Annotated in this window: 20 protein-coding genes; all 20 read left to right on the top strand. The window is 38.2% G+C overall.

All coding sequences use genetic code 11. From position 1 onward, the window contains the following. Nucleotides 1–57 precede the first annotated feature (57 nt). The 20 genes from CGC63_RS15765 (at nt 58) to CGC63_RS14635 (ending at nt 22,548) form a co-directional block, all read left to right on the top strand. Nucleotides 58–1,230: a patatin-like phospholipase family protein gene (locus CGC63_RS15765; protein ID WP_003022093.1), complete on the top strand. Its 1,173-nt coding sequence runs from the start codon at nt 58–60 to the stop codon at nt 1,228–1,230. 18 nt (nt 1,231–1,248) lie between these two features. Beyond that, nucleotides 1,249–2,247, top strand: coding sequence for an ornithine carbamoyltransferase (argF, locus tag CGC63_RS15760; RefSeq protein WP_003022096.1), 999 nt, complete (start codon nt 1,249–1,251; stop codon nt 2,245–2,247). A 1-nt stretch (nt 2,248) separates the two neighbouring features. Further along, nucleotides 2,249–3,010, top strand: coding sequence for a biotin--[acetyl-CoA-carboxylase] ligase (locus CGC63_RS14720; RefSeq protein WP_003022098.1), 762 nt, complete (start codon nt 2,249–2,251; stop codon nt 3,008–3,010). Nucleotides 3,011–3,021: 11 nt separating this feature from the next. Next, nucleotides 3,022–3,363: a DUF6145 family protein gene (locus CGC63_RS14715; RefSeq protein WP_003022100.1), complete on the top strand. Its 342-nt coding sequence runs from the start codon at nt 3,022–3,024 to the stop codon at nt 3,361–3,363. Then, nucleotides 3,353–4,309, top strand: a complete 957-nt coding sequence (gene dusB / locus CGC63_RS14710; protein ID WP_003022103.1) for a tRNA dihydrouridine synthase DusB — start codon at nt 3,353–3,355, stop codon at nt 4,307–4,309. Before CGC63_RS14715 ends, dusB begins: the two co-directional genes overlap by 11 nt. Before the next feature lie 157 nt (nt 4,310–4,466). Next, complete coding sequence (gene greA / locus CGC63_RS14705) at nt 4,467–4,949, top strand: transcription elongation factor GreA (protein WP_009246961.1); 483 nt, start codon at nt 4,467–4,469, stop codon at nt 4,947–4,949. 20 nt (nt 4,950–4,969) lie between these two features. Beyond that, on the top strand, nt 4,970–6,910 hold the full coding sequence (lysS, locus tag CGC63_RS14700; protein ID WP_003022106.1) for a lysine--tRNA ligase: 1,941 nt from the start codon (nt 4,970–4,972) through the stop codon (nt 6,908–6,910). Nucleotides 6,911–7,231: 321 nt separating this feature from the next. Then, complete coding sequence (locus CGC63_RS14695; RefSeq protein WP_003022110.1) at nt 7,232–7,510, top strand: helix-turn-helix domain-containing protein; 279 nt, start codon at nt 7,232–7,234, stop codon at nt 7,508–7,510. Beyond that, a complete protein-coding gene (locus CGC63_RS14690) occupies nt 7,497–8,627 on the top strand; it encodes a type II toxin-antitoxin system HipA family toxin (protein WP_003022112.1) in 1,131 nt (376 codons plus the stop codon). The genes CGC63_RS14695 and CGC63_RS14690 overlap by 14 nt, the downstream gene beginning before the upstream one ends. 23 nt (nt 8,628–8,650) lie before the next feature. Then, nucleotides 8,651–9,736, top strand: a complete 1,086-nt coding sequence (locus tag CGC63_RS14685) for an SLC13 family permease (protein ID WP_003022113.1) — start codon at nt 8,651–8,653, stop codon at nt 9,734–9,736. A gap of 63 nt (nt 9,737–9,799) precedes the next feature. Then, nucleotides 9,800–10,081, top strand: coding sequence for an acylphosphatase (locus CGC63_RS14680; RefSeq protein WP_003022115.1), 282 nt, complete (start codon nt 9,800–9,802; stop codon nt 10,079–10,081). Between the two features lie 69 nt (nt 10,082–10,150). After that, the gene (locus CGC63_RS14675; protein ID WP_003022116.1) at nt 10,151–10,813 is read left to right on the top strand and encodes a response regulator transcription factor; all 663 of its coding nucleotides are present in this window, start codon (nt 10,151–10,153) and stop codon (nt 10,811–10,813) included. Beyond that, nucleotides 10,810–12,207 carry a sensor histidine kinase gene (locus tag CGC63_RS14670; RefSeq protein WP_003022119.1) on the top strand — a complete coding sequence of 466 codons (1,398 nt, stop codon included), beginning with the start codon at nt 10,810–10,812 and terminating at the stop codon, nt 12,205–12,207. The genes CGC63_RS14675 and CGC63_RS14670 overlap by 4 nt, the downstream gene beginning before the upstream one ends. Then, nucleotides 12,204–12,905 carry a hypothetical protein gene (locus tag CGC63_RS14665; protein ID WP_003022121.1) on the top strand — a complete coding sequence of 234 codons (702 nt, stop codon included), beginning with the start codon at nt 12,204–12,206 and terminating at the stop codon, nt 12,903–12,905. Before CGC63_RS14670 ends, CGC63_RS14665 begins: the two co-directional genes overlap by 4 nt. Before the next feature lie 131 nt (nt 12,906–13,036). Beyond that, nucleotides 13,037–13,780, top strand: coding sequence for a M15 family metallopeptidase (locus CGC63_RS14660; protein WP_003022124.1), 744 nt, complete (start codon nt 13,037–13,039; stop codon nt 13,778–13,780). 58 nt (nt 13,781–13,838) lie between these two features. Continuing rightward, nucleotides 13,839–15,203 carry an alpha-amylase family glycosyl hydrolase gene (locus CGC63_RS14655; RefSeq protein ID WP_089438716.1) on the top strand — a complete coding sequence of 455 codons (1,365 nt, stop codon included), beginning with the start codon at nt 13,839–13,841 and terminating at the stop codon, nt 15,201–15,203. A gap of 218 nt (nt 15,204–15,421) precedes the next feature. Beyond that, nucleotides 15,422–17,965, top strand: a complete 2,544-nt coding sequence (locus tag CGC63_RS14650; RefSeq protein WP_003022132.1) for a YhgE/Pip domain-containing protein — start codon at nt 15,422–15,424, stop codon at nt 17,963–17,965. Next, on the top strand, nt 17,962–20,154 hold the full coding sequence (locus tag CGC63_RS14645) for a YhgE/Pip domain-containing protein (protein ID WP_003022134.1): 2,193 nt from the start codon (nt 17,962–17,964) through the stop codon (nt 20,152–20,154). The genes CGC63_RS14650 and CGC63_RS14645 overlap by 4 nt, the downstream gene beginning before the upstream one ends. A gap of 219 nt (nt 20,155–20,373) precedes the next feature. After that, nucleotides 20,374–20,592 carry a cation transporter gene (locus tag CGC63_RS14640; protein ID WP_003022135.1) on the top strand — a complete coding sequence of 73 codons (219 nt, stop codon included), beginning with the start codon at nt 20,374–20,376 and terminating at the stop codon, nt 20,590–20,592. A 69-nt stretch (nt 20,593–20,661) separates the two neighbouring features. Further along, on the top strand, nt 20,662–22,548 hold the full coding sequence (locus CGC63_RS14635; protein WP_009246924.1) for a heavy metal translocating P-type ATPase: 1,887 nt from the start codon (nt 20,662–20,664) through the stop codon (nt 22,546–22,548). Nucleotides 22,549–22,602 lie beyond the last annotated feature (54 nt).

Raw genomic sequence — 22,602 nt, 5'->3', positions numbered from 1 at the left:
AAGGGGGCTGCTTGCGAAGGCAAGGCTCCCTTTCTAAATAGGAATGAGAGGTGGAGCATGAAACCGGTACTTGATACTGAAAAGGAGTATGGACTGGTACTTGAGGGAGGCGGCGCAAAAGGCGCATATCAGATAGGCGCATGGAAAGCATTAAAAGAGGCAGGTATTCGTATAAAAGGAATTGCGGGAACCAGCGTAGGGGCATTAAACGGAGCTTTAATCTGTATGGGAGATTTGGAAAAGGCAGAAAGCCTGTGGGAGAATATTTCTTATTCCCAGATTATGTCGGTAGATGATAAAGTCATGGAAGACATTTTTAAACAGAAGAAAATCAGCCGTGATGCTTTGAAGGATATGATGGACTATATTTCTGCCGGCGGCGTGGACATTACTCCCCTAAAAGAGCTGATTGCAGAATGTGTGGATGAAGAAAAAATTCAAAATTCTCCTATGGATTTGTATATTCACACCTTCAGCATAGATGAAATGCGAGACTTAAATGTAGATTTAAAGGGAATTGAACCGGAGCTTATTAAGGATTTTTTACTGGCAAGCTCTTATATTTTTCCTATTTTTAAGAGTGAGAAGCTCCACGGAAAGACCTATATTGACGGTGGGGCTATTAACAATGTTCCCATAGATACTTTGATTGAGAAGGAGTATAAGGATATTCTTGTGGTACGGATTTTTGGCATTGGGAGAGAAAAAAAGGTCAAAATTCCGGAAGATACTACGATTTACACCATTGCTCCTACGGTAAGCTTGGGAAGTATTTTGGATTTTAACCCTAAAAGAAGCAAAATACATCTAAAACGTGGGTATTTTGATACCATGCGTGTGATTTACGGACTTGCGGGGAAAATATATTATATTGATGAACAGGAAAAAGAATGTTATTATTTAAGGCAGTTGACAGAATTAAGTCAGGATATTTATGTATATTTGGCAGATGTATATAAATTGGAGGTGCAGGAAAGCAGAGCAGTTCGAAATCTTACAGAAATTATTTTGCCGGTAATCGCAGAGGAGATGAAGCTTTCTAAAGAATGGAGTTACAGAGAATTGTATCTTTCTATCTTAGAAGCAACGGCAAAGATATGCAGAATTCAAAAGTATAAAATTTATACTTTGCAGGAGCTGCAGGACAGGGTAAGAGAAAAGTTGCCGTCTCTTGAGGGCGAAGAGTTACCGGCTTTTGTGCAGATTATTTCAAAAGAAAAACTTTTATAGAAGCGGAGGATTACTGTAATGGATTTAAAAGGGCGTCATTTTTTAACATTGAAGGATTTTACCAAGGAAGAAATCGAGTATCTTGTTGACTTATCTGCGGAATTAAAAAGAAAGAAAAAACAGGGAATTCCCGTGGATACATTAAAAGGAAAAAATGTTGCGCTGATTTTTGAAAAAACGAGCACCAGAACAAGAAGCTCTTTTGAGGTGGCAGCACATGATTTGGGAATGGGCAGCACATATTTAGACCCGAAAAGCTCTCAGATTGGAAAAAAGGAGAGCATTAAAGACACTGCAAGAGTTTTAGGACGTGTTTACGATGGAATTGAGTATCGTGGATTTGGACAGGAAAAAGTAGAGGAGTTGGCAAAATATGCAGGTGTTCCCGTATGGAACGGACTTACAAACGAATATCACCCTACACAGATGCTGGCAGATTTACTCACTATTCGTGAGCATTTAGGCAGAGTTGAGGGAGTGAAATTGGTTTATATGGGAGACGCCCGCTATAATATGGGAAATTCTCTGATGATTTTATGCGCAAAAATGGGAATGCACTTCGTTGCCTGTGCGCCAAAGAAGTATTTTCCAAATGATGCACTGGTAGAGGAGTGTAAAGGATTTGCAGAGAAATCAGGAGGAACCATTACTTTAACAGAAAATGTCATGGAGGGTACAAAAGGCGCAGACGTTATCTATACGGATGTATGGGTTTCCATGGGAGAGCCGGAAGAAGTATGGGAGGAGCGTATTAAAGAGCTGACACCATACAAGGTTACTATGGATGTTATGAGAAATGCGGGAGAGCAGGCAATTTTCCTTCATTGCTTACCTGCATTCCATGATTTGCAGACAGATATCGGCAGAGAAATGAATGAAAAATTTGGAATTGAAGACATGGAAGTTACCGATGAAGTTTTTGAAAGCGAGCAGTCTGTTGTATTTGATGAAGCAGAAAACAGAATGCACACCATCAAAGCAGTTATGGCGGCTACTTTAGGGGCAGAAGGCTGTTAAAATGGAGAAAATATTTTGGAAAGAAAGTGTGGACTCTACCCTGACATGGGCAAAAGAGGAAGCAAAAAAGAGTGTTGGAAAAGAGCTGGATGGAGCTTTATTTGTAGCAAATGAGCAGACGGCGGGAAAAGGAAGACTGGGGAGAGTGTGGACTTCTGTCCCCGGTGAAAATATCTATATGACACTTTTGCTGATGCAGCCTGAGGTGAGAGCAGAAAACGCCTCATCCCTAACGCTGGTAATGGGATTGTCTGTGGCAGAAGCTGTTGAAGAAATGGCAGGAATAGATGCAGGAATTAAGTGGCCAAATGATATTGTTCTTTCCAAGAAGAAAATCTGTGGTATTTTAACGGAAATGCAGATGAAAGAACAGAAGCCGGATTTTATTATGATTGGTGTAGGTATCAATGTCAATCAAAAGGAATTTCAGGAAGAGCTTAGAAATAAGGCAACTTCTGTTTTTCTGGAAACAGGAAAGGAAATGTCAAGAGAAGAGCTGGTAACGAAGGTTACAGCATGCTTTTGGAAGAATTATGAGCTGTTTTTGAAAACACAGAATTTAAAGGCATTGAAGGAAGAATATGAAAAACGGCTTTTGAATAAAAATCAGCAGGTGAGGATTTTGGAAAAAGGCACAGAAACCATTGGTACAGCAAGGGGAATTACCGATACAGGAGAGCTCCTTGTAGAGGATTTACAGGGAAAGGTGAGAAAGGTTTTTTCCGGCGAGGTTTCTGTCAGGGGATTATATAGTTATGTATAAAGGAGATAAGCATGTACAAGGATAAAGTAGTTTTGTGCGGTGCAAGTGCATACGAGCAGAAGTATTATTTTAATGATGATTTTGCATCACTTCCTCAGTCTATACAGGATGAGCTGCACATTATGTGCGTATTGTATACAGAGGAAATCGGAGGAGTCCTCACTTTGGAATTTGATGAAGACGGAAGCCTGCAGTTTCAGGTAGAGGCGCTGGAAGCAGATGCTATGTTTGATGAAATCGGCAGTGTACTGCGTATTAAAGATTTACGCCAGAAGAAAAAAGAGCTTTTAGAGTCTTTGGAATTATATTATAAAGTATTCTTTCTGGGACAAGAGGTAGAAGATGAAGCTTAAAATCGGAAATGTGACGCTGGAAAATAATTTAATATTGGCGCCTATGGCAGGGGTAACGGACCTGCCATTTCGTTTGCTTTGCAAGGAGCAGGGAGCAGGGCTTATCTGCACGGAGATGGTAAGCGCAAAAGCCATTCATTTTAAAAATAAGAATACAGAAAGTCTGATGGAGATTGATGAGAGAGAACGTCCTGTTTCTTTACAGCTTTTTGGCTCAGAGCCAGATTTAATGGCAGATATTGCGAAACAGATTGAATATAGAAATTTTGATATTTTGGATATTAATATGGGCTGTCCTGTTCCTAAAGTGGTAAATAACGGAGAAGGTTCTGCTCTTATGAAAAACCCAAAGCTGGTACATGAGATTGTCTATAAGGTATCAAGAGCAATTAAAAAACCCCTTACTGTTAAAATTCGAAAAGGTTTTACAGAAGACAGTGTCAATGCAGTAGAAATTGCAAAAATTTTAGAAGATGCAGGGGCAGCAGCTGTTGCTGTACATGGAAGAACAAGAGAGCAGTATTATTCCGGACAGGCAGATTGGGATATTATCCGACAAGTAAAGGAGGCAGTGTCCATTCCTGTTATTGGAAATGGTGATGTAACGTCTCCTGAAAAAGCAGAAAAACTGGTAAAAGAAACAGGTTGCGATGGTATTATGATTGGTCGCGCTGTACAGGGAAATCCGTGGCTGTTTTCTGAAATTTTGTATTATCAGGAAACCGGAAAGATAAAACCAAAGCCATCTATGGAGGAGATTAAGGAAATGATGCTTCGCCATGCAAGACTTCAGTTAGAGTATAAAGGAACTTATACGGGAATGAGAGAAATGCGTAAGCATGTGGCATGGTATACTTCCGGTATGCCTCATTCCGCATCTGTAAGAAGGATGGTAAATGAAGTAGAGTCTTATGAACAGTTGGAAGAGCTGGTGAATAGATTGTAAAAAAAGCATAAATATTAGATTATGAGGAGTAATAAGCTTGACATCCGCATATCTATTATTTATAATATTATGACTGTTAAGAAGTGATATTTGTATGGACGAGCCTTCTGGGTTCGTTTTCCATTATAAATATATTGAGAAAGGGTGTAGAATTAAAATGGAAGAAAAGAAAACATTACTTACGTATGCGGGACTGACAAAACTGGAAGAAGAATTACACGACTTAAAAGTAAACAAAAGAAAAGAAGTGGCAGAGAAAATCAAGGAAGCCAGAGAACAGGGCGACTTGTCTGAAAATGCAGAATACGATGCAGCAAAAGATGAGCAGAGAGATATTGAAGCCAGAATTGAAGAAATTGAAAAAATCCTGAAAAATGCAGAAGTTGTTGTAGAGGATGAAGTAGATTTAGATAAAATCAGCGTAGGCTGTAAAGTAAAAGTTTACGATGTTGAGTTTGAAGAAGAAATGGAATTTAAAATTGTAGGTTCAACAGAAGCAAACAGCTTGGAAGGTAAAATTTCCAATGAATCACCGGTTGGAAAAGCTCTTATCGGAGCAAGAAAAGGTGATACTGTTTCCGTTGAAATGCCTGCAGGTGTAATGGAATACAAAATTCTCGGTATCGAGAGAAATATTTAAAGATAAGGAGTGTGTAAAAGGTGGCAGAACAGCAGAAGAAAGCACAGGAACAGGATTTAAACCAGTTATTAAAGGTGCGTCGTGAGAAATTGACTGAGTTACAGGAAAATGGAAAAGATCCATTCCAGATTACAAAATATGATGTAACTCATCACAGCATGGAAGTGAAGGATGCTTTTGAAGAATTAGAAGGAAAGAGTGTATCTCTTGCAGGACGTATGATGTCCAAACGTGTTATGGGAAAAGCTTCTTTCTGCAGTATTCAGGACGTACAGGGTTCTATTCAGTCTTACGTTGCAAGAGATAATATTGGCGAAGACCATTATAAAGATTTTAAGAAAATGGATATCGGTGATATTGTAGGTATCAAAGGTGAAGTGTTTAAGACAAAAACAGGAGAAATTTCTATTCATGCCACAGAAGTAACACTGTTATCTAAGAGTTTAAAACCACTTCCGGAGAAGTTCCACGGTTTAACAAATACAGATTTGCGTTATCGTCAGAGATACGTGGATTTGATTATGAATGCAGATGTAAAGGATACCTTTATTAAGCGTTCTAAAATCATTGCAAGTATCCGTAATTACTTAAATGGTCAGGGATTTTTAGAAGTGGAAACACCAATGCTGGTTGCAAATGCCGGTGGTGCAGCTGCTCGTCCTTTTGAAACACATTTTAATGCTTTAGACGAAGATTTTAAACTGCGTATTTCTCTTGAACTTTATCTGAAACGTCTTATTGTAGGCGGTATGGAAAAAGTATACGAAATCGGTCGTGTATTCCGTAACGAAGGTCTTGACACAAGACACAATCCGGAATTCACATTAATGGAACTTTATCAGGCATATACAGATTATCACGGCATGATGGATTTAACAGAAAATCTGTATCGTCATGTAGCGCAGGAAGTTCTGGGAACTACAAAAATTGTATACAATGGTATTGAGATGGATTTAGGAAAACCATTCGAGCGTATTACTATGGTAGATGCAGTTAAAAAATACGCTGGTGTTGACTTTAATGAAATCCATACTTTGAAAGAAGCAAGAGAAGTTGCAAAAGAACATCATGTAGAGTATGAAGAAAGACATAAAAAAGGTGATATCCTTTCACTGTTCTTTGAAGAATTTGCAGAAGAACATTTAATTCAGCCTACATTTGTTATGGATCATCCAATTGAGATTTCTCCTCTGACTAAGAAGAAACCGGAAAATCCAGAATATACAGAACGTTTTGAGTTCTTCATGAATGGATGGGAAATGGCAAATGCTTATTCTGAGTTAAATGACCCGATTGACCAGAGAGAGCGTTTCAAAGCGCAGGAAGAACTTCTGGCACAGGGTGATGAAGAAGCAAATACAACAGATGAAGACTTTATGAATGCTTTGGAAATTGGTATGGCACCTACAGGTGGTATCGGATTTGGTATCGACAGAATGGTAATGCTGTTGACAGACAGCGCTGCAATCCGTGACGTTTTACTGTTCCCAACAATGAAGTCACAGGGCGCTGCGAAGAACGAAGCAAACAATGCAACACAGAAAGCAGCACCAGTTGCAGCGACTCCGGTTGTGGAAGAAAAAATTGATTTTTCCAATGTAAAAATCGAGCCATTGTTTGAAGAAATGGTTGATTTTGAAACATTCAGCAAATCTGATTTCAGAGCTGTGAAAGTTTTGGAATGTGAAGCAGTACCGAAATCAAAGAAACTTTTGAAATTTGTTTTAGATGACGGTACAGAGGAGAAAAGAGTAATTTTAAGCGGTATTCATGAGTATTATGAACCGGAAGAGCTGGTTGGAAAGACTTGTATCGCTATCACAAATCTGCCTCCAAGACCAATGATGGGAATTGACTCTTGTGGTATGCTGATTTCAGCGGTACACGAGGAAGACGGTCGTGAAGGATTAAATCTTCTTATGGTTGATGATAGAATTCCGGCAGGTGCGAAATTGTATTAATAAAATGTGATTAAATGGGCAGTCCCAAGGGGGATTGCCCATTTTTAGAATCAAGGAATGGAAAAGTAGACATTAGAAGTGTACCTGCTGAAAAGGGAAAAGAGATTTCAGCTAAAAGGACAGTTCATATTTACCGTCTTTTTTAATATTATAGAGCACTATTACAAGCCATTCTTTATAATGATACAGGTAATCGTTTTATGGTTAAATCATTGTTATTACAAGAAATATGTGATAAAATAAAAATAGATAATATATTATCTAAAATAGCAGAAAATCACAAAAAATAGATAATATATTATCAGAGAAAGAGGTGAAGAAATGCGACAGCTTGTATGGGAAACAGCAGAAGAACTGGATCAGAAACTTGCACGGCGAGTGCGCAACATCAGAAAAAGGCGTTCTATTTCACAGGAAAAACTGGCTTCTATGAGTGGAGTGAGTTATGGTTCGATCAAGAGATTTGAAATGACAGGAAAGATATCCTTACTCTCACTGACGAAGATTGCAATGGCTTTGGATATTGCTGGTGAGCTTAGAGATATATTCACAAATGTACCATATAAGGATATTCAGGAGGTTATTAATGAAACGAGATAATTCGTTACAAGTATATTATAATGAACGATTGGTCGGGACGCTGGCGATGACAGCCGGTCGTAAAATTGCGTTTCAGTATAGTAAAAGTTGGATTGAAAAAGGATTTTCAATCAGCCCCTTTTCTCTTCCATTAAAAGACCAGGTGTTTATTCCGACAAAAGATTATTTTCAGGGACTTTTTGGAGTATTTGCGGATAGTCTTCCGGATGGCTGGGGAAACTTGCTGCTGAACCGATTATTACGTTCGCATAAACAAAATCCAGATAATTTGACAGTATTAGATCGTTTGGCAATTGTTGGAAGGTCGGGAATGGGAGCACTTACGTATCAGCCGGCAAGAGAGTTTCCAAAACAAAGGGATAACTTAGATTTGGATGAATTGGCAGCACAGTGTCAGAAAATATTAAATACAGAATATTCGGATAATCTGGATGAACTCTATCAGTTAGGAGGTACAAGTGGCGGAGCCAGACCGAAGATTATGACATCAATAGGTGAAGAGCAATGGATTATTAAATTTCCTGCTCATGTAGATGGTGAAAATGCAGGAAAGATGGAGTATGATTATTCTTGCTGCGCAAGACAGTGTGGAATTATTATGAGTGAGACCAGATTATTTCCATCTGAAAAATGTGAAGGATATTTTGGAACGAAACGTTTTGACAGGGCAGTGGATACAAGAGGAGAAAAAAAGATTCATATGCTTACAGCTGCGGCACTTTTGGAGTTGGATTTTGAACAGCCAAGTATGGATTATCATGGCCTTATGAAGTTGACAAAAATATTGACGAATAATAATGAGATGGATTTAGAAAATATGTTTCGCCGAATGTGTTTTAATGTATTTGCGCATAACAGGGATGATCATTCGAAGAATTTTGCATTTCTTTATGATGAAGAAAATGATAGCTGGCGTTTGAGTCCTGCTTATGATCTTACTTATAGTAATACGTATTATGGGGAGCATACGACAGCAGTGGATGGAAATGGCCGCAATCCGGGAGAAAAAGAAATTCTTGCAGTAGGCATAGCAGCAGGAATGAATAAAGAAAAATGTCTGGATATCATGAAAGAGATTGAAGCGAGCGTAAAAGAGCGGTTAGGGGAATATTTGTAGAAAAGAACGGAAAGAGGAAAAGAATGAATATTGTATTGATTATTGCATGGGTGCTTGCACTTATATCTGCGCTTGCGGTTCCGCCGGATAGTGCATATTTAAGCTATATTGATTTTCATACGCTTGGGCTTTTGTTTTGCCTGATGGCAGTGATGGCAGGCGCAAATCGTCTCGGCATATTTCGGCAGGCAGCCGATAGATTACTTACAAAAGTAAAAAACAGTCACCAGTTGGAGTTGATACTTGTTTTTTTATGTTTTATATCCAGTATGCTGATTACCAATGATGTGGCGCTTATCACATTTGTGCCATTTGCAATTCAGGTATTAGAGATGTCTGACCGGAGGGAGAGCATTATTTTGGTGGTTGTGTTACAGACAATAGCAGCGAACCTTGGAAGTATGTTTACCCCAATTGGAAATCCCCAAAATCTTTATCTGTATTCTAAATCCGGAATGGAAATGGGAGAATTTCTTGCATTGATGCTTCCGTATACTGTTCTTGCGGCGGTGTTACTTTTCGTGGCCATTGTCCTTCGAAAAAAACAGCCGTTGCACACGTTACAGATTGCTTCGGAAGTATCTTTCAAGAACTATCGGAAGCAAGTGATCTATGCGGTTTTGTTTGTGCAGTGTCTGCTCTGTGTGGCACAGATATTGCCCGCATGGTTTGTCACTATTGTGACAGTTTTTGTTGTATTTTTCACAGATAGGGATACGTTAAAGGTGATTGACTATTCTTTGCTGCTTACATTTGCGGGATTTTTTATTTTTATCGGAAATATGGGACGTATTCCGGCTTTTTGTGATTTTTTAAAAGGAATCATCAGTGGAAATGAAATACTCACAGCAGTAGCTTCTTCACAGGTCATCAGCAATGTTCCGGCTGCGCTGTTATTGTCCGGATTTACACAGAAATGGGAAGCTTTGATTGTCGGAACAAATATCGGAGGGCTTGGAACATTGATTGCATCAATGGCGAGTTTGATTTCTTACCGGCTTATTGTAGCCTCTGGACCTAGTCGAAAAGGAAAGTATATTTTGTACTTTACAATTGCAAATATTTTATTTTTGATGGTGTTTATTCTGGCTGCATTTATGTTTTTATGATAATGGCACAGAAATATGGAAAAAAGATAATTACCTCTTATAACGGGAAGGAGGAACGATAAAATGAATGAACAAAATATCATCCGTGAACGTCTGACATTTACAGGAAGGGTACAGGGAGTTGGCTTTCGCTATCGGGCAAAGTATGCAGCAGACAGTTCGGGAGTGACCGGATGGGTAACAAATGAGTGGGATGGCAGTGTTGTGATGGAAGCACAGGGGACAGCAGAGCAGATTAACAGGGTTCTGAAGATGATTAATCAGAGTCCGTATATTCAGATTTCATGGATAGATAGAAAACCACTTCCTAAGGAGCAGCATGAAAAAGGCTTTCATGTAAGATAGGATTTTTTGATGCCAAAAGGATGCCGTTATGATATATAATAGCCGCAGGATATAGACAGGGGGAAAGCTATGGTAAATATTTTAATTGTTGAGGATGAAAAGCCCATTTCTGATTTGATAAAACTGTCGTTGAAAGGAGCGGGATATTTTTGTTCTTGTGTGTATGATGGTGAGACTGCGGCTGATATGATAGAGGAAAACAGATATGATTTAATTCTTCTGGATATTATGATCCCATATATTGACGGATTTGAATTGCTGGAATATATAAAACCCTTTGATATCCCGGTTATTTTTATCACGGCAATGAATTCGATTGATGATAGAGTAAAAGGTTTAAAAATGGGTGCAGAGGATTATATCGTAAAACCATTTGAGGTTGTAGAACTTTTGGCAAGGGTTGAGGTGGTACTCAGAAGATTTCATAAGACTTCGGATATTATCCAAATTAATGATAAGCTGACAATTAATTTGAAACAGCATGTGGTTCGATATGATGAACAGGAAGTAGCGCTGACACCAAAGGAATATGATTTGCTTGTGCTTTTTGCACAGAATCCAAACGTGGCATTATATAGAGAAACTATATATGAGCGGGTATGGGGAGGAAACCTGGAATATACCAGTAAGACAGTGGACTTGCATGTACAGAGACTTCGAAGAAAAGCTCATCTGGAAGACATGATAAAAGCAGTTAATAAAGTAGGATATCGATTGGAGATGAGGGCATGAAGTTTCGATATAAAGTGACTTTGTGTATGATTTCCATGATTGCGTTTATTTTTGGAATTGGTGGTACATTTCTTTTATACAGTTCCTTTCAAAGCTCTATAAATCGTGAAAAGATATCTGCAATAAAATCATTTGACATGGTTATTCATACATTTTCTCTGCTTAGTCAGGAAACTACTTGGACGACAGCAAGTGAGATTTCTAAGGATTTTGGGAAGATTGTGGAACAAAATGATTTGTTTGTTGCTATAAGTCTGCATAAAGACAAAGAACTTATATATAAAAGTAGTGATTTTGTGAATGATATGGAAGAAATGTGTGATAAAGCAGATTACAGAAATGTAGCATATAAGATTATCCGTAGTGAAAATCAGTACTATATTCAGCTTTGTTCAGTGATTAAAGTGGAAAATGCAGACTTATATATAGATGCTTTATATGACATCACAAAAGTATACGAGCAAAGAGAGGAATTGCAGAAACTTTATATAGCGGTTTTTCTTTTTGTAGTGACCTGCAGCGCAGTTTTCTCTTATATTTTATCATATTTTTTAACAAAACCCATAAGCAGGCTGAAGAAAATCGTTTCCAGTATTACACAAGGGAACTATGATTTGAGAAGTGATATTCATACAAACGATGAGATAGAAGAACTTTCAGTAGAATTTGACCGTATGACAGATACGCTTGTTGACAAAATGGAGGAATTAAATGCGGCGGTGGACAGACAGAATCAGTTTATTGCAAATTTTACACATGAACTGAAAACGCCAATGACATCTATGATTGGATATGCAGATTTGTTGAGACGTCAGAATTTAAGTCAGGAGGAGCAGACAGACGCTGCAAACTATATATATTCTGAAAGTAAACGATTGGAGAGGCTGTCTATAAAGCTTCTTGAACTCATTGCCGCAGGTAATAAAGAGCAGGAGCTGACAATTCAAAACCCGGCATATTTGATAGAAAATGTGGTGAAGCATTATGTACCATATTTTCAAGAAAATGGGATAGAGATAGAGAAAAAATGTGAGGCTGGTAATTGTATGCTGGAACCGGATCTTTTTGTCTCTCTGGTTGTAAATCTCTTAGAAAATGCCAGACGTGCTATGGAAAATGGTGGTGTTATCAAAATAGTACTTTCCATGAAAAAAGATGGTTGCGATTTGCTCATTCAGGACACCGGATGTGGTATTCCAAAAGATAAACTGGTGCATATAACAGAAGCCTTTTATCGTATAGATAAAGCCAGAAGCCGTAGCTTTGGAGGTGCCGGACTGGGGCTGTCACTTTGTGATCGGATAGCAAAAATTCATAACGGAAGTCTTTCAATAGAAAGTGAAGTGGGTGTTGGAACAGTGGTGAAAGTGCAGATACGGGGAGGCAGAATATGAAAAAGTATTCATGGGTATTTGGAGTATTTATCATGATTTTATGCATTGGTTTTGGACTGTTTTTTCCTCGTATTGTCTTTTCAAATGTTTTAAATGAAAATCTGGAACAGGTGGAAAAATATAAGGTAAATCCCATAGAAATTACCCATTCCAATAGTATTATAGAGGCTATGAGAGTCGTGTATAAAAAAGACTATGAGTTTGATTATCAGGAAGAACTGGCAAATTTATCAAGAGAAGAATTAGCAGAAGTCTGTAACTCTTTCCTGCAGGGATTGCAATTAGAGGGATGGGGTTATATGCAGATAAGTATTGATAAATCAAGTATGGATGCAAAATGTAACCTGCTGGTTATAAAGGATTCCTCTACTTCCGCTGTAATATGGACGGTGAAAGCGAAATGCTTAACAGGTGATGAATTGGTGCTGTGCGTGGATGATAAGAATAAAAAGGTTGTCCAGATGAGTTACAATGTTACAGCAGATGACGGAAATTCAGCAGCTTATTGTATTGATAATAAAAATAGCGAGTATGTTAAGGCTAATTTAATTTCATATTTAGAAGAGTATTATGAATTTAGTATAGAACCGGAAGATGATAGTTATGACGTAATCAAATTAGTTGATAAAAACAAAGATGAAATTTTGATGTCTGTATATTTTTATTATAAGGGACCTGAATTATTACCATTTGAATGATGCCAAATGGATGGCAAACTGAATATATTTTGAAAACGCACCGCGCTATCCTTTAGAAAAAGGAAAGAGAGGTGCGTTTTGTGATTAAGAGGAAAATAAGACGAAGAAAGGGAATGTCACGTAAAAGAAGGATGGTAGGTGTATTGATGAGCGAAATTATGGTATGTGTGATTTGTGTCATAGTTGCAGCAGGAATTGTCAGAACAAGCGTCTCGGCAGAGGGAAAAATTTTATATAAACATAACAATTCTAAAAAAATTAATCAGAATAATGATGATTTGAAAAATGATTCATCAACAGATGCGGGCACGAAGTGGAACTTAATTTTAGTAAATAGTTCGCACAAGCTGGATCAATCTTATGCCGAAAATATATCTCTTACACAGCTTAGAAACGGGCAGAGTATTGATTCCAGATGTTATCCTGAATTGCAGCAGATGATGGATGATTGCCGTGCGCAGGGATATTCACCAATTATTTGTTCTTCCTATCGGACTCATGAAAAACAACAGGAACTTTTTAACCAGCAAATTCAGATATATATGAAAGATGGGATGGACAGACAGGAGGCAGAAGAAAAAACGGCAAAATCAGTTGCAATTCCGGGGACAAGTGAACATGAGTTAGGGCTGGCTGTAGATATAACAGATATTGCGGAACAAAAAATAGTCAGTGGAATGGAGGAACAGCCTGTACAACAATGGCTCATGAAAAATTGCTGGAAATATGGTTTTATACTGCGCTATCCTGAGGATAAGGCAGATATAACGGGAATTGTCTATGAACCATGGCACTATCGATATGTGGGCAAGGAAGCAGCAAAATATATTTACAGTAATCAGATTACACTGGAGGAATATTGCTATCACCATTGATTTTTTCTATACCGATTGGTATAATGTGAGTAAAAGTTATTCACAAGCAGGAGGAATGATTATGGCATGGTATGAAGAGGCAGTGTTTTATCATATTTATCCTATTGGCATGACAGGTGCGCCTAGAGAAAATAAGGGAGAAGAGGTAGTACACAGGTTTGAAGAACTGGACAAATGGCTTCCTCATATTGCAGATTTAGGTTGCACTGCTATTTATATAGGACCGTTGTTTGAATCCAGTACCCATGGATATGATACAAAGGATTATAAGGTTGTGGATCGTAGATTAGGAGATAATGAGGATTTCAAACGCTTTGTCAGAAAGGCTCACGAGGCAGGCATTCGGGTTGTAGTAGACGGTGTATTTAATCACACGGGAAGAGAATTTTTTGCCTTTCAGGATATACAGAAAAACAGAGAGCAGTCACCATACTGTAGTTGGTACAAGGGTGTTAATTTTGGCTGGAATAGTCCTTATAATGACGGATTTGGTTATGAGGCATGGAGAAATTGCTTTGAACTGGTGAATTTGAATTTATGGGAGCCGGCTGTGCGGGAATATCTTCTTGGAGTTATTGATTTCTGGATTGATACTTTTGATATTGACGGTATTCGTTTAGACTGTGCAGATTGCCTGGAATTTTCTTTCATGGAAGAGATGAGAAAGAGAACCCGTGAGAAAAAGGAAGATTTCTGGCTTATGGGCGAGGTCATTCATGGAGATTACAGCCGTTATATTCAGGATGGGCAAAAAATGCTTCACAGTGTTACAAATTATGAATTGCATAAGGGGCTTTATTCAGGACATAATGATCACAATTATTTTGAGATTGCGCATACAATTCGCCGAGAATTTGATGAAAACGGTGGGATTTATAAAGGTATGAAGTTATATTCCTTTGTGGACAATCACGATGTAGACAGAATTATCAGTAAAATTCAGGTAAAAGACCACATTTTTCCTATTTATACACTGCTGTTTACACTTCCCGGAATTCCTTCTATTTATTATGGCTCCGAATGGGGAATTGAAGGACGCAAGGAGGGTGGAAATGACGATCCACTGCGTCCGGCAGTAGAGATTGAAGAGGCTTTAAATAAGGAAAAAGATTCTAAGATTATGCAGCATGTGAAATGGCTGGGAAATCTGCATAAGAAATATACAGATTGTCTTGCTTATGGAAGATATCGGGAACTACTGCTGACAAACAGGCAATATGCTTTTGTCAGATTTACTCAGGAGCAGGGGCTTGTTGTGGCAGTAAATAATGATGAGCAGGAAGTGAATATAAGTATTCCGGTTCCATTTGAGAATAAGAGGTATATCAATCTGGAAACAGAAGAACAGATACCTGTGGAAGGCGGCAGGATTTGCCTTACTATGAAAGCAGCAGGAAGCACTTTTATAGAAATAAGAGAATAATAGTATGATGATAATAGGTGAAAAGGTTGAGTAAAATCAGCTTTTCACCTTTATTTTTAAGCTTGTATCCAGATTAGAAATGATATTTGATAAAAAAATTGACTTAAGGTCATATTTTTTTCTCCGAAATTATTGACATCTCAAATTCTGGTGATAAAATATACGAATTGCAGACAATATGCTTATATAAGAAGATTATAGAAAAGCGAGGGAAAAGCATGAAGAGGGCATTTGAAATTTTTAGAAGAGATGTCAATCGATTATCCCATAATATGGTAGCAATGATTGTTACCATTGGTGTATGTCTGATACCATCTCTATACGCATGGTTTAATATTGCAGCAAATTATGATCCTTATGCAAATACAGGAAACATTAAGATTGCAGTGGCAAATGCAGATAAGGGTACGGAAAATGAGTTGATAGGAGAACTAAATGTAGGGGAGGAAATTGTCCAAAATTTAAAGAAAAATGATAGTTTAGGTTGGAAATTTACAGATGAAAAGAAGGCGGTGCAGGGGGTAAAGTCGGGAAAATATTATGCGGCTATTGTGATACCTGAGGATTTTAGTTCTTCTTTTGTGAGTATTCTTTCCGGTGATATGAAGCAGCCTCAGTTTGAATATTACTTAAATGAAAAGAAAAATGCCATTGCCCCTAAGGTTACAGGTACAGGTGCGTCTACGATTCAAGAGCAGGTAAATGAAGAATTTATTGCTGCAGCGGCAGGCTCTGTTTCTAAAATTTTGGGACAGACAGCAGAGCAGATGGGTACACAGGTTGACACAGTGCAGGAAAGTCTGATTGCAAAAATGCAGACAGCAGAGGAAAATCTGGAAGAATATCAGGTGGTTTTAGAAAATTTAAATAAAACTATTGATGGAAGTGATGATTTAATAAATGGAACTCAGGAAACGCTGGATGCTCTGAAAAGTGCGGTAGCATCGGGAGCAAAATCTATGAATAATGGAACAGATATTTTAGCTTCCGTGAGAAATAGCGTAGGTGCATTAAGCGTCGGTTTATCTGATGGTCTTACGCAGGGAGCAGATGCGTTGTCCGGTATCAGCAGTGCAGTGGGAACAGACCTTGGAAAGTTGAATGAGAAAGTACAGAATGTAAATGAGAAGATTGGAAATACCATTACATCTATGCAGGATTTAATTTCAAAAAACGAGGAAATTCTGACAGTTCTTAGAGAACTTGATAATCAAGTTCCAGGAAATCCGTTGTCTGAAATCATAGAAAAGCTGGAAACAGAAAATCAGAGACATAAAGAGATATTGAAAAATCTTCAGACAGGGAACAATAGTATAGGGAATGCCGTAAATACATCTGTTCAAGGATTAAATCAGATTGCTTCGGTTATTCAGGACGGACAGAAAAATCTCCAGACTTCCAGAGCTTCTTTTGAGAAAAATGTGCTTCCTTCCTTAAATCAATCTTTAGATTCTTTTGCACAGCTTTCAGGAAAGGTTTCGGGAGTTCTTGCCGGAGTAGAGCCCTCCGCAGAACAGCTTAAAAATGTAACGGGGGATTTGAAACAGACGTTAAGTGATACAAAAACAGCCATGGAGAGTACCAAAGAGGCTCTTGATGATGTGCAGAAAAAACTGAATACTGCTATTACAGATTTGGGGGCGCTACAAAGCTCAGATATTTACCTGAGTTTAAAAGAGCTGACAAAAAAAGATACAGGAGAAGTAGCTGAATTTATGCATTCTCCGGTACAGTTGGAAACGAAGAGCTTTTATCGTGTGGAAAATTATGGTTCAGCTATGGCACCTTTTTATACAAATCTGGCAATCTGGGTAGGCGGTATTGTTTTAATCGCTATTTTTAAGATGGAAGTAGATAAAGATGAGAAGATTAAAAGCTTTACAGTAACACAAGGATATTTTGGAAGATGGATTTTATACATAACAACAGGTTTGATACAGGCGCTTATTATTTGTCTTGGAGATATCTACCTTTTGAAAATACAGTGTAAAAATCCGGCGGCCTTTATATTTGCAGGTTTATTTGCTTCTTTTGTATATGTTAATTTGATTTATGCATTGTCTATTACTTTTAAACATATTGGAAAAGCCTTGAGTGTTATTTTAGTCATTCTCCAAATTCCGGGCTCTGCGGGCACGTATCCCATTGAAATGACACCGGCATTTTTTCAGTTTGTTCATCCTCTTTTGCCATTTACATACGGGATTAATGCTATGAGAGAAGCAATTGCAGGGATTTATGGTATGCATTACTGGAAAAATATTCTTTGTCTGGCAGTGTTTTTACCGATTGCTTTGGGAATAGGTCTTCTTTTAAGACCGCATCTTTTGAACTTGAACTATTTGTTTGACCGTAAGCTGGCTGAAACAGATTTGATGATTTGTGAAGAAGAGGGGATGCAAAGAGAAAAAATCAGTTTGTCAACAGCAGTGAAAATTTTAGCCGGGCAGGATGAATTTCGTAAAACCTTAAATGATAAGATTGAAAAATTTCAGTCTGGTTATCGTAAGAAGATACGCGTAGGATTTCTTGCAATTGTTGTCATTCCTATTATTTTTCTCATACTTATGTTTAGTATTGATTCTAAAATGGTATTTTTGGTATTGTGGATTGCCTCAATTATACTAATCGCCTTATATTTGATTGTTGTGGAATACATCCATGAAAGCTTAAAAAGAAAGAAACGTTTAAGTGAGATGTCGGATGAGGTGCTTTTGAAAGAAGTAAAAGAAAATACCCAGAGAGGAGAAGGGGAACAATGAGAAATATATGGAAAATCTTCATAGGAGACCTGAAGAAAATCAAAAAAAATGCCATTGCATGGATTGTTATTCTGGGACTTAGCGTTGTTCCATCTCTTTATGCGTGGTTTAATATTGCTGCCAGTTGGGACCCTTACAGTAATACAGGAAGTCTGAAGGTGGCAGTTGCCAACGTAGATGCAGGATATGAGGGTGAATTGCTTCCGATTAGTATCAATCTGGGTGAGCAGGTAGTTTCAGGACTTCGTGAGAATAATCAGCTGGATTGGGTATTTACAGATTCTCAAAAAGCAGTGGAAGGTGTAAAATCCGGAAAATATTATGCAGCCATTGTGATACCGGAGACTTTCAGTAATGATATGATGAGTCTTTTTTCTGATGATGTAGAACATTCTGATATTTTATATTACTTAAATGAAAAGGAAAATGCTATTGCTCCGAAAGTAACAGATAAAGGTGCAGGAGCTGTACGAAAGCAGATTGCAGAATTATTTACAAAAACAATTTCTCAGGTGGGATTACAGCTCATGGATAGCCTTTCTTCTATGATGAGTAAGGAAGATTCTCAGGAAATGATTGGAAGAGTACATGAAAATATTACAGAGATTGCAGATAGTCTTTTAGCTGCGTCAGGTACTATAAAGGCTTTTTCTAATATGACAGACTCTATGGGAAATACACTGGAATCCACATCTTCTTTTTTAAAACAGACAGGAAGTAATGCAGATACCAATTTATCGCTTCTTACAGATACAGGAAAAAGCGTTAAGAGCTTAAAAGATGCTTTATCAGGTACTACGGACAGTGTGAATGATGTGTTGGCGGCAGGCAGTGATGTTTATCAAGCAGTGTCGGAACAGGTGGATGAGACATTTTCATCTTTGTCACAGGATGCTGCAGCAGCGGGACAGAGTTTAAACGGGCTGGCAGGGCAGATACAGACAATTATTGACCGATATGCTGCTTTTCGTGACAGCCTGCAAGGCATCAGCGACTCCCTGCCGGAAGTCTTTCCGCATATAAAGGAACAGCTTGGCACAGTTATTGGAAAATTAAACGCTTCTATTGCACAGCAGGAAGCTGTGAGAGATAAATTGAATGAGGCAGCGGATAAAATTTCTCAGTCTGTTTCAGATGCAGGTAATTATCAGAGCGAATTAAAAGAGCTTGCAAAGCAAAGTGCACAGCAAATTCAGAATGTGCAGACAGATTATGAGAAGAACGTAAAGGGGAATTTAGACCAGCTGTTTCAGACACTCAGTAACACCAATAAAGATGTGTCTTTGATTTTATCAAAATTAGATGAGGGAGCACAGGGGATTGAAGATTTGTCAGGCTCCGCAGCTTCTGATTTGGGAAAATTAAAAACAGCTTTGGATACTTCGGCTTCTTTGCTGGATGAAGCTTCTGGTAGAATGAATGATGTTTTACAGAAACTTTCAGAAGCGGCAGAGAACGGAAATCTGGAAATATTAAAGGATGTTCTGAGAAATGGCCCTGATACAGTGAGTTCTTTTCTTGCTTCACCAGTGAAAATGGAAACAAAAAGTATATATCCGGTAGAGAATTACGGTTCGGCTATGGCGCCGTTTTATTCTACCTTGTCTATTTGGGTTGGTGGTATCGTATTAGTTGCTATGATGAAAGTAACTCTGTCAGAGGAGAGAAAGAAAAAACTTCATCATGTAAAAAATTATCAGATTTACTTTGGCAGATATTTGCTGTTTTTTATTATGGGGCTCATTCAAAGCGGTTTAATCTGTCTGGGAGATTTATTCTTTCTGGGTATTCAATGTGAGCATCCGTTTTTATTTGTATTGTCAGGCTGGCTTACCAGTATCGTGTATGTAAATATTATTTATACCCTGACAGTTTCTTTCGGCGATGTGGGAAAAGCAATCTGTGTTATTTTACTGGTTATTCAGGTGGCAGGTTCCGGCGGAACTTTCCCAATAGAAATGGCGCCGGCATTCTTCCGAAAAGTATATGAGTTCCTGCCCTTTACCCATAGTATGGGAGCAATGAGGGAGGCAATAGCCGGTTTGTACGAAAATGCTTATGTAAGAGAATTAGGAACGTTGGGACTGTTTTTGATTTTTTCTCTGTTCTTGGGATTGGTACTTCGTAAGCCTGTTATTCGGTTAAATGAAATGTTTACGGAGAAATTGGAAGAAACAAAATTGATGTAAAATCAAGGGATAATTCCGAAAGAAAATGTAGAAAAAGGTTTCGCTATAAGCGGGACCTTTTATTTCATAGGAAATTGTGTTCTGTGAAATAGAAATGCTCCGCAAAATTTAATTTTTCTATTGACTTTTTTACCTCTTTGCATTATAGTATAGTCATAACGATTAAACGAATACTTAATCGTTAAAAAAACATTGTATTAAAAAGAGAGGTATTTTATTATGAAGAAGACTTACAATATCGAAGTAGACTGTGCAAACTGTGCAAATTTAATGGAAGATGCAACAAAGAAGACAGAGGGCGTTGCTTCCGCAACTGTAAATTTCATGACACAGAAGATGATTGTGGAATTTGAGGAAGGACAGGATCCGAAAAAGGTTATGAAAAATGTTTTAAAGGCTTGCAAAAAAGTAGAGTCAGACTGTGAAATTGAACTTTAAGAACCTGCACCCCGAATGCGAATTGCAAGAGGGGTGTAAATTTATCTTAGTAAGAAGGTGGAGGCAATTATGAATAAAAAGCAGAAGAAAATGCTAATCAGAATTATTATTGCAGCGGTTATGGTAATTGTTTTGAATTTCATACCTACAACAGGAATATTGAGATTAGCTCTTTATCTGGCGGCATATCTGATTATTGGATATGATATTTTGAAAAAAGCCGGAAAAGGTATTCTGAACAGACGTGTTTTTGATGAAAATTTCTTAATGGCAGTGGCTACTGTTGGAGCATTTGCGTTGGCAATTTATTCCAAAAGCGGAGATTATAATGAAGCCATTGCAGTTATGTTGTTTTACCAGATAGGTGAATTATTCCAGAGCTATGCAGTTGGAAAAAGTCGCAGAAATATCAGCGCATTGATGGATATTCGTCCTGACTATGCCAATGTAGAGCGAGACGGAAAGCTGGAAAAAGTAGATCCGGACGAAGTGGAAATCGATAGCATGATTGTAGTTCAGCCGGGAGAAAAAATTCCTTTAGACGGAATTGTTATGGAGGGAAGCTCTAGTCTAAATACCAGTGCTTTGACAGGTGAAAGCCTTCCTCGTGATGTAAAGCAGGGAGACGAGATTATCAGCGGATGTATCAACTTAAACGGCGTTCTGAAAATAAAGACAACAAAAGAATTTGGAGAGTCTACGGTATCAAAGATTTTGGAGCTTGTGGAAAATTCCAGTTCCAGAAAATCAAAATCCGAGAATTTTATTTCCAAATTTGCCAAAGTATATACACCGGCAGTTTGCTATGGCGCTTTAGCATTGGCAATCCTTCCGTCGTTGGTACAAGTGCTGTTCTTGGGACAGACAGCCCAGTGGGGCGTTTGGGTTTATCGTGCATTAACATTCCTTGTTATCAGTTGTCCTTGTGCTTTGGTAATTAGTATTCCGCTTAGCTTTTTTGCAGGAATTGGCGGGGCAAGTAAGGAAGGTGTCTTGATTAAAGGCTCTAACTATATGGAAACCTTGTCTCAGGCAAAATATGTGGTCTTTGACAAAACAGGTACTTTGACACAAGGTGTCTTTGAAGTCAGTGGTGTGCACCATAATGAGATGGAAAATAAGAAACTACTGGAATATGCGGCATTGGCAGAATGTGCTTCTTCTCATCCAATCAGCAAGAGCCTTCAGAGAGCTTACGGTAAAGAAATTGACAGAAGCAGAGTTTCCGATATTCAGGAAATAAGCGGTCACGGAATAATTGCAAAAGTAGACGGAAGAGAAGTTGCAGCAGGAAACAGCAAGCTGATGAAGAAATTAAATGTGAAATATCAGGATTGTCATAAGGTGGGAACGATTATCCATGTGGCAATAGACGGAAAATATGAAGGACATATTGTGATTTCTGACATTGTAAAGGAACATGCAAAAGAGGCGATTGCACGACTGAAAAAAGCGGGAGTAAAGAAGACTGTTATGCTTACCGGAGACGCACAGCCTGTGGCGGAGCAGGTTGCGCAGTCGCTGGGAATTGATGAGGTTTATGCAGAATTGCTTCCGGGAGATAAGGTAACAAAGGTAGAGGAGCTGCTGGCAGCCAAGTCTGAAAAGGAAAAACTGGCATTTGTAGGTGATGGCATTAACGATGCGCCGGTTCTTACACGGGCAGATATCGGAATTGCTATGGGAGCTATGGGCTCAGACGCAGCTATTGAGGCAGCAGATGTGGTTCTAATGGATGATGATCCTTTAAAGATTTCCAAAGCTATCAGAATTTCCGGAAAATGCCTTAGTATTGTATATCAGAACATTATTTTGGCTTTAGTGATTAAATTTGGCTGTCTGGCGCTTGGCGCTGTGGGAATTGCCAACATGTGGTTTGCTATTTTTGCAGATGTCGGCGTTATGATTATTGCTGTTTTAAATGCAATTCGTACGCTCAGAGTGCATAATTTATAAAAGTTCCTGTAAGAAACAGTTGATTTTATGCGGATAAAAACGTATACTATATGA

This window comes from Blautia hansenii DSM 20583 (genome assembly GCF_002222595.2).
In the GTDB taxonomy this organism is placed as follows: domain Bacteria; phylum Bacillota; class Clostridia; order Lachnospirales; family Lachnospiraceae; genus Blautia; species Blautia hansenii.
This window is presented reverse-complemented; position numbering and strand designations above follow the sequence as displayed.

Coding starts and splice junctions, on each gene's coding strand:
- CGC63_RS15765 (WP_003022093.1), top strand. CDS start 58: ATGAAACCGGTACTTGATACTGAAAAGGAGTATGGACTGGTACTTGAG.
- argF (WP_003022096.1), top strand. CDS start 1,249: ATGGATTTAAAAGGGCGTCATTTTTTAACATTGAAGGATTTTACCAAG.
- CGC63_RS14720 (WP_003022098.1), top strand. CDS start 2,249: ATGGAGAAAATATTTTGGAAAGAAAGTGTGGACTCTACCCTGACATGG.
- CGC63_RS14715 (WP_003022100.1), top strand. CDS start 3,022: ATGTACAAGGATAAAGTAGTTTTGTGCGGTGCAAGTGCATACGAGCAG.
- dusB (WP_003022103.1), top strand. CDS start 3,353: ATGAAGCTTAAAATCGGAAATGTGACGCTGGAAAATAATTTAATATTG.
- greA (WP_009246961.1), top strand. CDS start 4,467: ATGGAAGAAAAGAAAACATTACTTACGTATGCGGGACTGACAAAACTG.
- CGC63_RS14695 (WP_003022110.1), top strand. CDS start 7,232: ATGCGACAGCTTGTATGGGAAACAGCAGAAGAACTGGATCAGAAACTT.
- CGC63_RS14690 (WP_003022112.1), top strand. CDS start 7,497: ATGAAACGAGATAATTCGTTACAAGTATATTATAATGAACGATTGGTC.
- CGC63_RS14685 (WP_003022113.1), top strand. CDS start 8,651: ATGAATATTGTATTGATTATTGCATGGGTGCTTGCACTTATATCTGCG.
- CGC63_RS14680 (WP_003022115.1), top strand. CDS start 9,800: ATGAATGAACAAAATATCATCCGTGAACGTCTGACATTTACAGGAAGG.
- CGC63_RS14675 (WP_003022116.1), top strand. CDS start 10,151: ATGGTAAATATTTTAATTGTTGAGGATGAAAAGCCCATTTCTGATTTG.
- CGC63_RS14670 (WP_003022119.1), top strand. CDS start 10,810: ATGAAGTTTCGATATAAAGTGACTTTGTGTATGATTTCCATGATTGCG.
- CGC63_RS14665 (WP_003022121.1), top strand. CDS start 12,204: ATGAAAAAGTATTCATGGGTATTTGGAGTATTTATCATGATTTTATGC.
- CGC63_RS14660 (WP_003022124.1), top strand. CDS start 13,037: ATGGTAGGTGTATTGATGAGCGAAATTATGGTATGTGTGATTTGTGTC.
- CGC63_RS14650 (WP_003022132.1), top strand. CDS start 15,422: ATGAAGAGGGCATTTGAAATTTTTAGAAGAGATGTCAATCGATTATCC.
- CGC63_RS14645 (WP_003022134.1), top strand. CDS start 17,962: ATGAGAAATATATGGAAAATCTTCATAGGAGACCTGAAGAAAATCAAA.
- CGC63_RS14640 (WP_003022135.1), top strand. CDS start 20,374: ATGAAGAAGACTTACAATATCGAAGTAGACTGTGCAAACTGTGCAAAT.
- CGC63_RS14635 (WP_009246924.1), top strand. CDS start 20,662: ATGAATAAAAAGCAGAAGAAAATGCTAATCAGAATTATTATTGCAGCG.